This is a genomic window from Mesorhizobium sp. WSM4814, from assembly GCF_055811595.1.
In genome coordinates, this window is sequence record NZ_JBVVQT010000004.1 from 146,870 (window position 1) to 159,974 (window position 13,105).

12 protein-coding genes are annotated in these 13,105 nt (G+C 62.1%); 5 read left to right on the forward strand and 7 right to left on the reverse strand.

The genetic code is table 11. The features are described from left to right. Positions 1-113: 113 nt before the first annotated feature. On the reverse strand, positions 114-2,264 hold the full coding sequence (locus tag AC0L2V_RS09145; protein WP_473519954.1) for a S9 family peptidase: 2,151 nt from the start codon (positions 2,262-2,264) through the stop codon (positions 114-116). Between the two features lie 118 nt (positions 2,265-2,382). On the opposite strand from AC0L2V_RS09145, the gene AC0L2V_RS09150 reads away from it, so the two are divergent. Continuing rightward, a complete protein-coding gene (locus tag AC0L2V_RS09150) occupies positions 2,383-2,751 on the forward strand; it encodes an SH3 domain-containing protein (protein ID WP_473494121.1) in 369 nt (122 codons plus the stop codon). 425 nt (positions 2,752-3,176) lie between these two features. Next, positions 3,177-3,602 (forward strand): Ros/MucR family transcriptional regulator, encoded by a 426-nt coding sequence (locus tag AC0L2V_RS09155; protein WP_023800837.1) that lies wholly within the window; start codon positions 3,177-3,179, stop codon positions 3,600-3,602. A gap of 144 nt (positions 3,603-3,746) precedes the next feature. On the opposite strand, the gene AC0L2V_RS09160 is transcribed toward AC0L2V_RS09155, so the two are convergent. Both AC0L2V_RS09160 and AC0L2V_RS09165 read right to left on the reverse strand, forming a co-directional pair. Beyond that, a complete protein-coding gene (locus tag AC0L2V_RS09160; RefSeq protein WP_473509878.1) occupies positions 3,747-4,175 on the reverse strand; it encodes a SufE family protein in 429 nt (142 codons plus the stop codon). A 99-nt stretch (positions 4,176-4,274) separates the two neighbouring features. Further along, complete coding sequence (locus AC0L2V_RS09165) at positions 4,275-4,625, reverse strand: DUF5330 domain-containing protein (protein WP_473509879.1); 351 nt, start codon at positions 4,623-4,625, stop codon at positions 4,275-4,277. Positions 4,626-5,157: 532 nt separating this feature from the next. Here AC0L2V_RS09165 and AC0L2V_RS09170 point away from each other — a divergent pair. The 3 genes from AC0L2V_RS09170 to AC0L2V_RS09180 all read left to right on the forward strand — a co-directional run bounded on the left by AC0L2V_RS09170 (position 5,158) and on the right by AC0L2V_RS09180 (position 8,063). Further along, on the forward strand, positions 5,158-6,897 hold the full coding sequence (locus tag AC0L2V_RS09170) for a PAS domain-containing sensor histidine kinase (RefSeq protein WP_473509880.1): 1,740 nt from the start codon (positions 5,158-5,160) through the stop codon (positions 6,895-6,897). After that, positions 6,872-7,636, forward strand: a complete 765-nt coding sequence (locus AC0L2V_RS09175) for a peptidoglycan-binding domain-containing protein (RefSeq protein WP_473509882.1) — start codon at positions 6,872-6,874, stop codon at positions 7,634-7,636. The genes AC0L2V_RS09170 and AC0L2V_RS09175 overlap by 26 nt, the downstream gene beginning before the upstream one ends. 79 nt (positions 7,637-7,715) lie before the next feature. After that, positions 7,716-8,063, forward strand: a complete 348-nt coding sequence (locus AC0L2V_RS09180) for a DUF1491 family protein (protein WP_473519955.1) — start codon at positions 7,716-7,718, stop codon at positions 8,061-8,063. Between the two features lie 60 nt (positions 8,064-8,123). On the opposite strand, the gene AC0L2V_RS09185 is transcribed toward AC0L2V_RS09180, so the two are convergent. The 4 genes from AC0L2V_RS09185 to AC0L2V_RS09200 all read right to left on the reverse strand — a co-directional run bounded on the left by AC0L2V_RS09185 (position 8,124) and on the right by AC0L2V_RS09200 (position 13,065). Beyond that, positions 8,124-9,131 (reverse strand): hypothetical protein, encoded by a 1,008-nt coding sequence (locus AC0L2V_RS09185; protein WP_473519956.1) that lies wholly within the window; start codon positions 9,129-9,131, stop codon positions 8,124-8,126. Positions 9,132-9,664: 533 nt separating this feature from the next. Then, positions 9,665-10,213 (reverse strand): DUF1254 domain-containing protein, encoded by a 549-nt coding sequence (locus AC0L2V_RS09190; protein ID WP_473519957.1) that lies wholly within the window; start codon positions 10,211-10,213, stop codon positions 9,665-9,667. After that, the gene (locus AC0L2V_RS09195; RefSeq protein WP_128172665.1) at positions 10,206-10,790 is read right to left on the reverse strand and encodes a DUF1214 domain-containing protein; all 585 of its coding nucleotides are present in this window, start codon (positions 10,788-10,790) and stop codon (positions 10,206-10,208) included. Before AC0L2V_RS09195 ends, AC0L2V_RS09190 begins: the two co-directional genes overlap by 8 nt. A gap of 115 nt (positions 10,791-10,905) precedes the next feature. Further along, positions 10,906-13,065, reverse strand: a complete 2,160-nt coding sequence (locus tag AC0L2V_RS09200; protein ID WP_473519958.1) for a transglycosylase domain-containing protein — start codon at positions 13,063-13,065, stop codon at positions 10,906-10,908. Positions 13,066-13,105 lie beyond the last annotated feature (40 nt).

Sequence of the window (13,105 nt, forward strand, 5' to 3'; positions counted from 1 at the left end):
TGATTTTTGGGTGGCGCGGCTGCGAGAAGCCGCGCATTTGGCTAGCGCGCAGCTATGGCAATTGCGAGCGGAAAATCGACATGGCCTGACCCGTGGTGCGCAAGATCAAGCTCCTACAGCGCCGTCTGTGCGTCCAACAGAGTCGGCGGCGCTGTGGTGGCAAGGTCGGCCTTGCCCGCCACCTTCAGCGCAAACGCATAGGTGAAGGCGATTTCCTCGAGCCTGGAAAACCGGCCGGATGCGCCGGCATGACCGGAGTCCATATTGATCTTGAACAGCACCGGATTGTCGCCGGTCTTGCGGTCGCGCAGCCGCGCCACCCACTTGGCCGGCTCCCAATAGGTGACACGCGGGTCGGTGAGGCCGGCAAGCGCCAGGATCGGCGGATAGTCGAGCGCGGCGACATTGTCATAGGGCGAGTAGGCGGCAATCGTTCGGTAGTCCTCCTCCGAGGCGATCGGGTTGCCCCATTCGGGCCATTCCGGCGGCGTCAGCGGCAAGGTCGCGTCGAGCATGGTGGTGAGCACGTCGACGAACGGAACCTCGGCGACAATACCGCCGAAGCATTCCGGCGCCATATTCGCGACGGCGCCCATCAGCAGGCCGCCGGCCGAGCCACCCTGTGCGACAATGCGATCATGGGCGGTGTAGCGCTCTGCGACGAGGTGGTGGGCGACCGCGATGAAATCGGTGAACGTGTTCATCTTGTGCGCCCGCTTGCCGTCGTCGTACCAGCCATAGCCCTTGTCCTTGCCGCCGCGGACATGGGCAATCGCGTAGACGAAGCCGCGGTCGACCAGCGATAACAAATTGGTGTTAAAGGCGGCCGGGACCGTGATGCCGTAGGAGCCGTAGCCGTAAAGCAGGCAAGGCGCTGATCCGTCGAGCGGCGTGTCGCGATGGTGGATGAGCGAGACCGGCACCAGTTCGCCGTCGGCTGCGGGCGCCATCAGCCGCCGCGTCACGTAGTCGTCCGGGTCGTGGCCGGACGGAACTTCCTGGGTCTTCAGCAGCACGCGCTCGCGGGTCCGCATGTTGTAGTCGAAGACCTGCGCCGGCGTTGTCATGGACGAGTAGGAAAAGCGCATGATCTCGGTATCGTATTCATAGGATCCCGACAGGCCGAGCGAGAAGGCTTCCTCGTCGAAGGAGATGAGGTGTTCCTCGCCGCTGTTGCGGTCATGCACGACGATGCGCGGCAGGCCTTCCTTGCGTTCAAGCCTGACCATGTGGTCCTTGAAACCGATTACCGAAAGGATCAGCCGGCCCGCTTCGTGCGGCACCAGCTCCTGCCAGTTGGCGCGCACCGGGTCGCTTGCCGGCGCAGTCATGATCTTGAAATCCTTGGCGCCGTCGGCATTGGTGAGAATGAAGAAGACATCGCCGCCTTCTTCGAGGTCGTATTGCAGGCCGGTTTCGCGCGGCGCAACCAGCTTCGGTTCGGCGAACGGCTCGCTGGCGCTCATGATGCGATATTCCGAGGTCTCGTGGTCGTTGATGCCAACCATGATCCATTCGTTGGAGCGTGTGCCGCCGACATTCATGAAGAAGCCCGGATCGGTTTCTTCGTAGATCAGCCGGTCGTTCTCAGGACTGTCGCCAAGGGCATGGAACAGCACCTTGGAAGGACGGTGGTTGGCATCGAGGCGGGTGTAGAAAAATCCATCATTTCCCGCATCCCACACGCCGCCGCCACCGGTATCTGGAATCCTGTCGGCCAGATCGTTGCCGTCGGCGAGATCGCGGACGCGAAGCGTGTAGAATTCGGAACCCTTGTCGTCGAAGGCCCACAGAAGCTTGGCGTGATCGGTCGAATGGTCGACGCCGCCGAGGCGGAAATAGGCCTTGCCTTCGGCCTCGAGATCGCCGTCGAGCAGGATCTCTTGGTCGCCGCCCTCGCGCGGCGTGCGGAAATAACGCGGCTGCTCGCCGCCAAGCTTGAAAGATGACCCATAGGCGTACGGCCCATCCTTCATCGGCACGGACGAATCGTCCTCCTTGATGCGGCCCTTCATCTCCTTGAAAAGCTGCTTCCGCACCTGGGCGGTCTCGGCCATGAGCGCTGCCTGATAGGCGTTCTCGGCTTCGAGATGGGCGCGGATCTGCGCGTCGAGCAGCGACGGATCCCTGAACATCTCTTGCCAGTTGTCGGCTCTCAGCCAGGCATAGTCGTCCGTCCGCGTCACTCCATGGTGCACATCGAAGACCGGCCGCTTCTCTGGTTGCGGCGGGCTGGCAGTTGGAAATGCTGGGGTTCGGGTCATTGCGTCTCGCTGTGGAAGTTACTTGTATGGAGAATGAACACGCCGATCAGCGCAGGTTCAAGAGCCGGAGTATATGTTTGCGCCGGGCTCCAGAAGATGAGCCGGAGGAGAGGGAAAAATGAAGTTCCGTTTTCACGCTGCTGCGGCTTTCGCCGTCGCTTCGACAGTCTTGGCCTTTATCGGCCAATCTCATGCAACCGTGTTCGCAGCTTGGCAAGTGACCAACCTTCCGTTTGGCGACACGCTCAACGTGCGCAAGTATCCGGCGGGATCGTCCCAGAAGCAGGCGGCCTATCCCAACGGCGCCGTTTTGCAGATGACCGGGAGATGCACCGGCGGCATAAACCTGCTCGACATCGCCAAGCAGCCGGTTTGGAAGCAGGAACAGAAGATCCGCTATCGCTGGTGCGAAGTCTGGCACGATCCGGCACACAACGGCAATTTCGTCACCGGCTGGGTCTACGGAAAATACATAACCCCACATTGATGGACGGTGCCGGTCCGCAGGCTGATTTCTCGCTTGCTTGCAACAGCAAATCGCAACCTATGGTTTTGCGGACTCTAAAAACAACCAGATAGCCTGCACCACAACCAAGCATAGCCAAGCATTGAGATTTTTTTACTGGCTCTCATGGATGTAACGGCAGCTTGACTGGGCATCCGCCGCTGCTGGTCTGCCCAGAAAATATCGCAAAGTTACAGAGTGCACGAAAGGTTGAAGCTGATCGTCGAATATTTTATTGCCATCGATGAATACAGCGCAAGAAGCGAATTGACTTACTTGGTTTAGTGGCTCATTAGGATGCTGCGACGCGAATCGCAGAGGCTCTTTCCTGCAAAAATTTCGCGCGATGCCCGACCTATCAAAAATAGGGCGCAGGTAGAAACAACTCACGTTGGGGCCAGGAAGCCATGGATATTATCGAAACACCTTCCAGAAATAGTGATGCGCTGATCGAATTGACGGCCGACGTCGTGGCCGCCTATGTCAGCAACAATCCGGTGCCGGTCGGCGAGCTGCCTAGCCTCATCGCCGATGTCCATGCCGCCCTCGGGCGCGTGGGCGGGGCCAGTGAACAGCCTCCTGCCGACAAGCAGAAGCCGGCAGTAAACCCGAAACGCTCCGTCCATGACGACTACATCGTCTGTCTTGAAGACGGCAAGAAGTTCAAGTCGCTGAAGCGTCACTTGATGACCCACTACGGTCTGACGCCCGACGAGTATCGTGAAAAATGGGGCCTGGACGCCAGCTACCCGATGGTTGCTCCCAACTATGCTGCCGCCCGCTCACAGCTCGCCAAGAAGATGGGTCTCGGCCGCAAGCGCAAGGGGCGCTGATACGGCTCCCTTCCCAACCTGGGTTAGATGATCAACGGCGCCTCCGGGCGCCGTTTTGATCTTGGGGCGATGCTCGAGCAATCGATATGCGTCGCGACATGTGCGGCTCCGATCATGTCGGGCCATCGCGCGCTGTTCGTCTGATCAGGCGGTCTGCTTCAAGGCCGCCTCAGCGTCGCGCTTGATGCGCTTGACCATTGAACGAAGACCATTGGCGCGTTGCGGCGACAGGTGCTCGTCGAGGCCAAGTGCCTTCAGCGTGGCTTCCGCGTCGGTTTTCTGGATCTCGCTGGCGGGTCGTCTGGAAAACAGCGCCAGCATGATAGCGACGAGGCCGCGCACGATATGGGCGTCCGAATCACCGGTGAAGGTGACGACTGGGTCGGGCCCCGGACCATACTCGGTGGTCAGCCAGACCTGGCTGACGCAGCCGGGCACCTTGTTGGCAGGGTTGCGTTCCTCGTCGGGAAACGGCGGCAGGGCCTCGCCCAGTTCGATCACATAGCGATAGCGGTCTTCCCACTCGTCAAGCAGGGAGAAGTCGTCGCGGATCGTCTGGATCGTCGTAGTCATAGGCCGGATATAATCATCCGGCGACGCCGCGTCACGGAAAAAGAGGAAAACACCATAGGCGTCAGAGCGCGGACGGTGACAGATGCGCTGAAAAATATCTCAGTTTTTCGCCGGCAAATCGACTTTCGCCGGCAAGACGATGTCTTCGGGCACGCTGCCGGTCGTTGTCGCCGTGTCGGGTTCGGCGGCCTTGTCGTCCAACATGGCGGCCGCGATCTTGGCTGTCTCCCTGGCTCGGGCGGTGATCGTGTGCATTGCGGACTTGCCGGTCTCGCAGACGTCAGGCTTGCGCTCGCATATGCCGGCAATGTCGCCGACGGCTTCGCGTGCCGCAAACAACGCCTGGATCGGCCCGACGCTTTGGTGGCCGGTCTCGTCGGAGCCGACATTCAGCGGCAGCGCCAGAAGCACCAGCGAAAACCAGAAAGCCGTTCTGATCAGAAAGCCCATCTGTATGCCCTCATTCGTGACCGGATCATGCGTTCAAGCGGCATGACCTCTTTATGGATACGATAGTGGCATGGACGCGCAAAGGACGGCTTGCCCGGTCAGCGAAAATTTTCCTCAAATTTTAGGCAAATTCGAAACGAAGCATTTTGCAATGGATTTGTCTCAAATTCAGCCGATTTTTTCACTTAAGGTTAACCATCTATCCAGCTGTTTTCCTTATGTATTTCCCAGAAGTTCGGCTTACTGTGGGCGACTGTCAAAGGCGGGAGAGCGGTTCGCCCGGATAACTCTCCATTTACTATGGCCGCAATTGCCAAGGCTTGCCCCGTGCCGGCCTCCCAATATCTGCCTCGGACCGGGCATTGATCGGTCCTGCCTTATCCTTTCCTTAAACGCTGGATGCGAGTTTCAGATCGACAAAAGCATCTGCGAAGCAGGGCTGTTCACGACCAGGTGCGAGTGCGTTGAGTTGAGTTCGATAAGGGCCAGATACGTTGAGTTGCCCGGCGCGATGGCAGCCGGTTGCGAACGTATGGTTCATCCGTCGATCCTCGGACAGAACGACCGCCGGTGCCAGAGGCGGTTTATCGGTGTCATGCTGACCGCTCCGTTCTTTGCCGCAGGCGCAGCAGTCACGCTGGTCACCTCGGGCATGGGCGTGGCCGTGACCATGGCTGCGATCTTTGCGACGTTCGGCCTCTGCTGGTTTGCTGCCTTGCTGGTGGCAGCATCGGGCAAGATGGCGTTCGCCGGCCAGGTCGCCCTGGTGATGGGCAGTCTTGCACTTGCCGGTATCATTGCCGCGGCGGGCGGGATGGCCTCGCCGGTCGCCATGCTTGTCGTGGCGCTGCCGTTCGAAGCCTGGTGGATCGGCGCGTCTCGTCGCGCTGCATTCTGGGGTGCCGTATCCGCATGTGTCGCTGTCCTGCTGCAGGCTTTTGCCGGTTCTGTCTTTCCGTTCGGCCCGACCGAAATCGCCGCCTGGCATTGGCTGCTGCCGCTGGCCTGGGCGCTCACCCTCTTTCCCCGCGTCGCAGCGCTTGGCAGCCCGGCCGGCGCGCAGCTTGATCCGGCGACCGACGACCGGCTCGAGAACATCATCGACGCCGTTGTCCTGCGGGCCGGCAGGCATGGCGAGGTTCTGGATGCGTCGGCAAAGGCGCGCACGATCCTGAAGCTGCAGCCGGAGCTGCTGTTCGGTACCGGCCTGTTCGACCGCATCCATCTTTCCGATCGCGTCGCATACCTCAGCGCGCTGGCCGACATGCGCGATGGCGCGCCGGCGCGCCGGCTGGATCTTCGCGTCCGGCTGCCGCAAAACGGCAATGGCCCGACGGCGGACAATTACCGGCCGTTTTCGCTTGAATTGGCGCGCGGGGAAGAGCAGCAGGACGTCCTCACGTTCGTCCTGCGCGAAAACGACGAACTCGCCGGCTTGCGCGAAGAGCTAGCCGCTGCGAAGGAGGCGGCCGCGTCTGCCGAAGTGGCAAAGGGACGGTTTCTGGCGGTCGTCAGCCACGAGCTGCGCACGCCGTTGAACGCCATCATCGGTTTTTCCGACATGCTGCTGCATGAGATGTTCGGCACCTTCAAGGATCCGCGCCAGAAGGAATATGTCGGCCTGGTCAAGGAGTCCGGCCAGCATCTGCTTGCCGTCGTCACCTCGATACTCGACGTATCGAGGATCGAAGCCGGCGCCTACGCAACCGAGCCGGAACCATTCCGTTTCGTGGAAGCGGTCGAAATGTGTCAGTCGATGATGCGCTTGCAGGCCGAGGCAAAGAACATCGATCTACAGACCCAGATCGCACCGGATGCAGGCGAGATAAACGCCGACCGTCGTGCCGTGCAGCAGATACTCATCAACCTCGTCTCCAACGCCATCAAGTTCACGCCCGATGGCGGCGATGTCGTCGTCGGCGCGAAGCGGATCGGCTCGCGACTGCATTTCTGGGTCAGGGACACCGGCATCGGCATCGCCGAGGAAGACTTTGCCAATCTCGGCAAGCCGTTCATGCAGATCCAGAACGACTATACGCGCCGCTTCGAGGGCACCGGGCTCGGCCTGTCGCTGGTGAAGGGTCTGGTGGCGCTGCACGAGGGCACGATGTCGATCGAAAGCATGCCGGGGGAGGGCACCACGGTCACGATCAGCTTGCCGGTGAACGGACCGAAAGGACGTTCGAACGACAAGCCCGGCGTACTGCCGATGCCTGCAGCCAAGGCGGAGACGAAAGGGGACAGGCATGGCTCGCTCCGCAAAACAGCCTAGGGCGGTCAAGCGCCGCGGCAATGCCTTCCAACGCAGCGCGGTCGCCCTCGGCAGCCAGATTTCACGCAATCCGGTTCTGGTTGGCGGTTCGACCGCCTTCCTGGTGACGCTGTTCTACGTCTCGGCGAACGCTTTGTGGTATCAGCCTTTTCCTCATGCCGGCGCGTTTTTTGCGACCAGGAGCATGGAGGGCTTTCCTCGAGCCGGCGCCGACGAGCCTGAAACCACCATCAACATCGTGCGGCCGGAGCCGGCCCCGATCAAGAGCGATCCGATCGTCGAGCAGGTCCAGGGCATATTGAAGGATCTCGATTTCTATTCCGGCACCGTCGACGGTATTTCCGGCCCCAACACGCGTAAGGCCATCCAAGCCTATCAGCAGAAGGTCGGGCTCAACGCTTCCGGCGAGATCGACAGCATTCTGCTCGATCAACTGGGCGCCATGCCAACCGCCTCGACGGTCGTGCCGCATCCGGCACCGCGTCCGGACGACATGGCCGCGATTCCCGTCTCGGCTTCGCCGGCAGATGCGCCGGCGCAGGCACCCGACGCCCGCATTATCAAGATCCAGGCCGGGTTGAAGGCATTCGGCAATGACGACATGAAGCTCGATGGCGTGGTCGGGGCCCGCACCAAGGCAGCGATCAGGGAGTTCCAGTCGCTGTTCGGGCTGCCCGAGACCGGCGAGCCCGACGAGGTCGTCTACGTCAAAATGCGCGAGATCGGCCTGACCAACTGATGGGCGCAGGCGCGCGGTTTTGGTTTCACCCAAACGCAAAGCGCTCTAAGTACCGTCCGATGTCGTCCGGAATCCTGCCATGCGCGTAACCACCGATCTGTGGGTGTCGGCCCTGCTGCGCCGGGTTTTCGGCGCCGGCGGCTTTGCCGCCGTGGTCAAGCGCGGCGCAACCGAGGCCGGCGCCGTCTTCGTGCTGGCGCGTGGCCGCATGGGCGAGATTGCCTTGTTTGGCCCGGCGCCGCAGACGAGCTACGATTCAGCCAAACCCGACGACCGTTACTTCAGTCTGCTCGGCGCCGGCGACGATGCCGCCGTCTTTGACGGGCGACTGGAAAGGGAGAAGAAATTCGATCCCGACATCTGGGTGGTCGAGATCGAGGTCGGCTCGGTTCCCGTCGAGGAGCTTCTTTCCGTCAAGTCGCAATAGCGACATGCAGACAAAGGCTTAGAGCGTTCGCTTGAATCTCTTTTCAGGCGCGACGGCGGGTCAAACGCGACGCGCTTTAGGGCTGGCGGCAGCATTGTCGCTGTGCGCTTTGCGGACGTCGGCGTTTGCCGCGATCGGTCCGGCATTGCGAATGGCCTTCGACAGTGTCTCGGCTTTCCAGCCGCGTAGCCTGTCCAGCGCTGCGTCGCGATGCAGCAGCCGGTAGCGGTCGAGGAAGATGCGGATGGCCTGCGGATGCGAGAACTCTGTGGGATAGACGGCGGCGGTGATCAGGAACGCCCTCTCTTCGCCGAGATCGAGCGCGCGCAGGGCGGCCAGCAGCGACGTGTAGCTCCGGTGCGCGATGAGCGACCGCGCCGTTGAAAAATCGATCTCGAGCGCGTCGGCCAGTGCTGTCTGGAAGAATGCGGCATTGCCGGTCAGCGCCGTCTCGCGCAGTTTGACATAGGTGTTAGCGCCGGCGAACGGATTGATCGTCGCGCCGCCGCTTTCGGCATCACGCATCATCGACCGCAGCCGGCGCCGTGCAGTCTCGGCGGCGGCGCCGGGCACCTGCTGGCTGTCGGCGACGACTTCGGCGCTTTCGGGCACCGCCTTGGCGTTCGCCTCAGGCTGCCGCACGCTCACCAGCGTCGGCTTTTCAAGCGCCCTGATCAGGTGGGCGATGGTCGGGTTCAGATCCTTGCGGCGCGCAATGGCGCGCGCATGCGGCAGGCCATGGCGGCCGATCAGCGCGATGAGGTCGATATCGCTGAGCGCGCGCGAGCGGATGAGCAGCGGCGCGGCAACGTCGACCGGCTCCTCGCAAAGCCGCCGGACCAGCGCAGCGGGCGCATATTCGCATTCGGAAAGGGCGGCGGCGACGTAGCGGCGCGATTCGACCGACACATCGGCGAAAAGCGGCAGCGTCAGATCCTCAAGTTGCGCGATCTCCCGACGCGAAGGGCGGGTCAGCGAACAGAACGCCGACACCGTGGCGCGGAACAGCCTTTCGGCCTTTCCCGGTTCAGCCCGTATAGCGATTTGCCTGAAATCCGCAGATGACACGAAGGATACGCCTGACACTCGACACAATCTGGACCATGCTCGACCGGGACTGTGTCGGTTTCGCATTTGCCACGGGTCAGGACTTCCTGACCTCAGAACAAAGATCAAATTAGCGGCGATCCGTTAGCGTTCCGTTAACCTACTGGCTCCTTAATCAGATTGGAGGCGTTGCGTTGTGCTCCGGGGCAACCGAGAGGAATGCACGAACCATGGGCATGGTACTGTCTTTCGTGCCGCGACCGGCGGCAACCAATCGAGCAGACCGAAACACCGGAGCGCCGGCGGCGGTGATCATTTTCCCCGGCGTCCGCTACGAGCAACCGCCACTGACGGGCGAGACGCGGCCAGGCGCCGGTCCGGACAGGCCGGGTTCGTCAAGGACGATGCCGGGGACGTCGGGGACGTTGCCTGTTCCGCATCACTAAAGCGCGTCGCGGCTGGCTGGGCGCGCAAAGGATGCTCTATCCCCTTGAACGAGCGCCGCGGCGGCACGCAAGGCACGGGCCTCAACCGGCGGCATGTTTCGGTTGACGTCAGTAGTCCTGCAGCTCGCAGGAACTCTGCTCGAGAAACCGCGACACGGTCGGCTTCCAGCTGTCGTCGGGCACGAAGGAGCGGATGACGAACATGCCTTCGTCGATCGGCGCTTCGACGAAAATTGCCCCTTGCAATTCCTCCGGGAGATCCCTGCGGATCTCGATCATCTGCGCCGGCGTCAGTACGATACTGTCCAGCACCCTTCCGGTCGCACTGTGGTCGTTGAAGGAGTAGATGTTATGGCCGCTGCGGTCATAGACCGATACGGACCAGAACGGGACGTTTCCCGGTGCCTTCACCCGAACCATCCCATCGGACAGATCGAAGCGGCAAGCCGCAGCATAAAACAGCGGATCGACCGATTTCACCACAGGCGTACCGCCGGCCTCAGCGTCCAGCCTGGTCATCCGATAAAGGTTGGAGGCCATGGCCAGCCGCGACCAGGCATTGCGTTCGGAAAATTCCGGGGCGAGCAGCAGCACGATGATGTGTACGATGCCGGCGCCAAGCAGGCCGAGCAGGATCGCGTGCAGCAGCCTACGCATTGCAGCCGACCTTCACGATCTGCGGCAGCGTGACATCCGAAAGGCCCGTGCTGCTGGCGATCGGCGTGTCGTAGAATGTCAGCACGAGATACATCCGGCCGAAGCCGTCGGAAAGCAGCCAGTTGCCGGGCGCGGGGCGGTTGCTGACGGAAATAAGCACGGAATTGTCGGGCTGGCGCAGCACCTGGTAGGACTGAAGTGCCGCAAGCCTTGGCTTGCCGGTCTCGACCACGCCGAGCGACCGATCGGCGGCATAGAGGGTCCAGAACCGGGCTGTGGGAAATCCGCCTTCGATTTCATAGGCGCATTGGCGTTTCAATAGTTCGCCATCGGAATCGCGTTCGGCGATAAACGACAGGCCTTCTGCCTGCCCGAGTGCAAGGACACCCTCGCGCGCCACGCGGGCTTTCGAATAAGGATCCGCCGTCTGCGTGCCGATATCGGGAAACGCCGTCCATTGGCCGATCCTGATCGCGCCAATGCCATCCTGCGTCTTGAGAGCGTACCAGACGCTGCCGCCGCCGCCGCCGATGGCTATGGCAAGCGCGAGGAGCGTCAGGAATGCGTTCTTGAGCATGAAGAGCCGCGGGCAAGAGGAGTGCCGCTCGGGGATATCGCGGGGCAGGGGGCCATGGCAAGCGGACCTCTGTGGAATTGCGGCGCGAGGGATGGCCTGGCCCGTCGTGCCGGCATCAAAGCGCCGACAGCGTCTCCGGTGTCGCAGGCGCCTGGAGGACGGGCGCCGACTGGAACAGCCTGGTGATGTCCCTGAGCGCCCGCGTCGTCTGGCTGGACAGCACCGGCGGCCGCTCGGCAGCGGTGTCGGCCGCTGTCTGCTCGGCATTCTTCTTTTCCGCTTCCTCGGCCTTGGCGGCGATCTCTTCGTCGACGAAGGGATGATCGAGGCCGGGGATCGGCTTGAGGTCGATATTCTGGTGCGCATAGACCATCAGCCGCTGCCAAACCATCGCCGGCAGCGAGCCGCCGGTCATGTTGTTGGTCGGGGTGAAGTCGTCATTGCCGAGCCACACGGCAGCCGTGTAGTTGCCGGTAAAGCCGACATACCAGGCGTCGCGGTAAGACTGCGTTGTGCCGGTCTTGCCGGCCGAAACGATATTGGGAAGCGCAGCGCGCCGCGCCGTGCCCATCACCGGCACCGCCGCCAGCATGGTGTTCATGGATTTCAGCGCCTGCTCCGAGAGCACACGGCGCGGCGGCGGCGCATCCTTGGCGAAATCGTAAACCACCTCGCCGGTACGGGTGACGAGTTGGGTGACGCCATGCCGGGAGCCGACAAAGCCGTTCTGGGCGAACACGCTAAAGCCTGTCGCCTGGTCCATCACGGTCATGCCCGATGTGCCGAGCACCATCGTCTTGTGCGATTCGAGCGGCGATTCGACGCCCATGGCTTCCGCCATCGCCTTGATCGGCTTGATGCCGAGATGATTCTTGGCAAGCCGCACCGGCACGGTGTTGACCGATTTGGCCATCGCCGTGATCAGCGTGACCTTGCCGGCCCGTCCGTCATTGTAATTGTGCGGCGACCAGGCACCCCAGGAGATCGGCGCGCCGGAAACGACGGAGTCCGGCGTGAAGCCGTGCTCCATCGCCGTTGCGTATACGTAGGGTTTAAACGATGAGCCGCTCTGGCGCAGCGCCTTGGTGGCGCGGTTGAACTGGCTGGCACCGTAGTCGCGGCCGCCGACGATCGCCCTGACTGCGCCATTGGTTTCGATGACGACCATGGCGCCTTCGGTGACGTTGTATTCCTTGCCGAACTGGCGGAGATGGAACTCCATTGATTCTTCCGCCGCCTTCTGGATGTTGGCATCGAAAGTGGTGTGGGCGACCAGCGAATGCTGGCCGGACTTCGCGGCGATCTTCTTGACCTCTTCGAATGCCCAGTCGAGGTAGTAATCCGGGCTCTTCTGCTCGCCGCGGTCGACGATTTCAGCCGGATGCAGCCGCGCTTGCAGCACCTGACCCTCGCTCATGAAGCCGCCTTCGACGAGATTCGACAGCACCACATTGGCCCGCGCCCTGGCAGCAGGCAGGTTGATGTGCGGCGCGTATTTGGTCGGTGCCTTGAACAGGCCGGCCAGCATCGCCGCTTCGGCGAGGTTCACATCCTTGACGCTTTTGCCGAAATAGAAATCGGCGGCCGCTTCGATGCCGAACGTGCCGCCGCCCATATAGACGCGGTCGAGATAGAGCTGCAGGATCTCCTTCTTCGACAGATTGGCCTCGAGCCACAGCGCCAGGAAGGCTTCCTTGACCTTGCGCTCCAACGTCCGTTCATTGGTCAGGAACAGGTTCTTGGCCAACTGCTGAGTGATGCTCGAGCCGCCCTGCACCACGGAATTCGCCCGCACGTTCGCGAAGATTGCGCGCGACAGGCCGAGCGCGTCGATGCCGTAGTGATCGAAGAAACGCCGATCCTCGGTGGCCAGCACCGCCTTGATGACCTGGTCGGGCATCTCGTCGACCGGCACCGAATCGCGCTGGATGATGCCGCGCTGGCCGATCTCATTGCCGTAGCGGTCGAGGAAGGTGATGGCGAAATCGCCCTGGGCGCGCCAGTCGCCGGCGGTTTCCTGGAAGGCCGGCAAGGCGAGCGCCAGCATGACGACGATGCCGCCGGCGCCGAGCGTGAAACCTTCGCTCAACAGTTCGATGATGCCGCGGCGCCAGCCGGAGACGCGGAAGCGCCGGAAAAAAATGGTGGCCGCTTCCCAGAACCGGCGCACCTTGAAGCCGGTCTCGTAGAGCGAGGAATCGAACCACGCATCCGCCGCCAGCAGTCTTGCGGCAATCGGACCCCTTCTCCTGCGTGTTTTCAAAGGACTGGCCATTCCAAGATCCGGCTGCGGCTACGCCTCCCACTGAGAAGCG

Coding starts and splice junctions, on each gene's coding strand:
- AC0L2V_RS09145 (WP_473519954.1), bottom strand. CDS start 2,264: ATGACCCGAACCCCAGCATTTCCAACTGCCAGCCCGCCGCAACCAGAG.
- AC0L2V_RS09150 (WP_473494121.1), top strand. CDS start 2,383: ATGAAGTTCCGTTTTCACGCTGCTGCGGCTTTCGCCGTCGCTTCGACA.
- AC0L2V_RS09155 (WP_023800837.1), top strand. CDS start 3,177: ATGGATATTATCGAAACACCTTCCAGAAATAGTGATGCGCTGATCGAA.
- AC0L2V_RS09160 (WP_473509878.1), bottom strand. CDS start 4,175: ATGACTACGACGATCCAGACGATCCGCGACGACTTCTCCCTGCTTGAC.
- AC0L2V_RS09165 (WP_473509879.1), bottom strand. CDS start 4,625: ATGGGCTTTCTGATCAGAACGGCTTTCTGGTTTTCGCTGGTGCTTCTG.
- AC0L2V_RS09170 (WP_473509880.1), top strand. CDS start 5,158: ATGGTTCATCCGTCGATCCTCGGACAGAACGACCGCCGGTGCCAGAGG.
- AC0L2V_RS09175 (WP_473509882.1), top strand. CDS start 6,872: ATGGCTCGCTCCGCAAAACAGCCTAGGGCGGTCAAGCGCCGCGGCAAT.
- AC0L2V_RS09180 (WP_473519955.1), top strand. CDS start 7,716: ATGCGCGTAACCACCGATCTGTGGGTGTCGGCCCTGCTGCGCCGGGTT.
- AC0L2V_RS09190 (WP_473519957.1), bottom strand. CDS start 10,213: ATGCGTAGGCTGCTGCACGCGATCCTGCTCGGCCTGCTTGGCGCCGGC.
- AC0L2V_RS09195 (WP_128172665.1), bottom strand. CDS start 10,790: ATGCTCAAGAACGCATTCCTGACGCTCCTCGCGCTTGCCATAGCCATC.
- AC0L2V_RS09200 (WP_473519958.1), bottom strand. CDS start 13,065: ATGGCCAGTCCTTTGAAAACACGCAGGAGAAGGGGTCCGATTGCCGCA.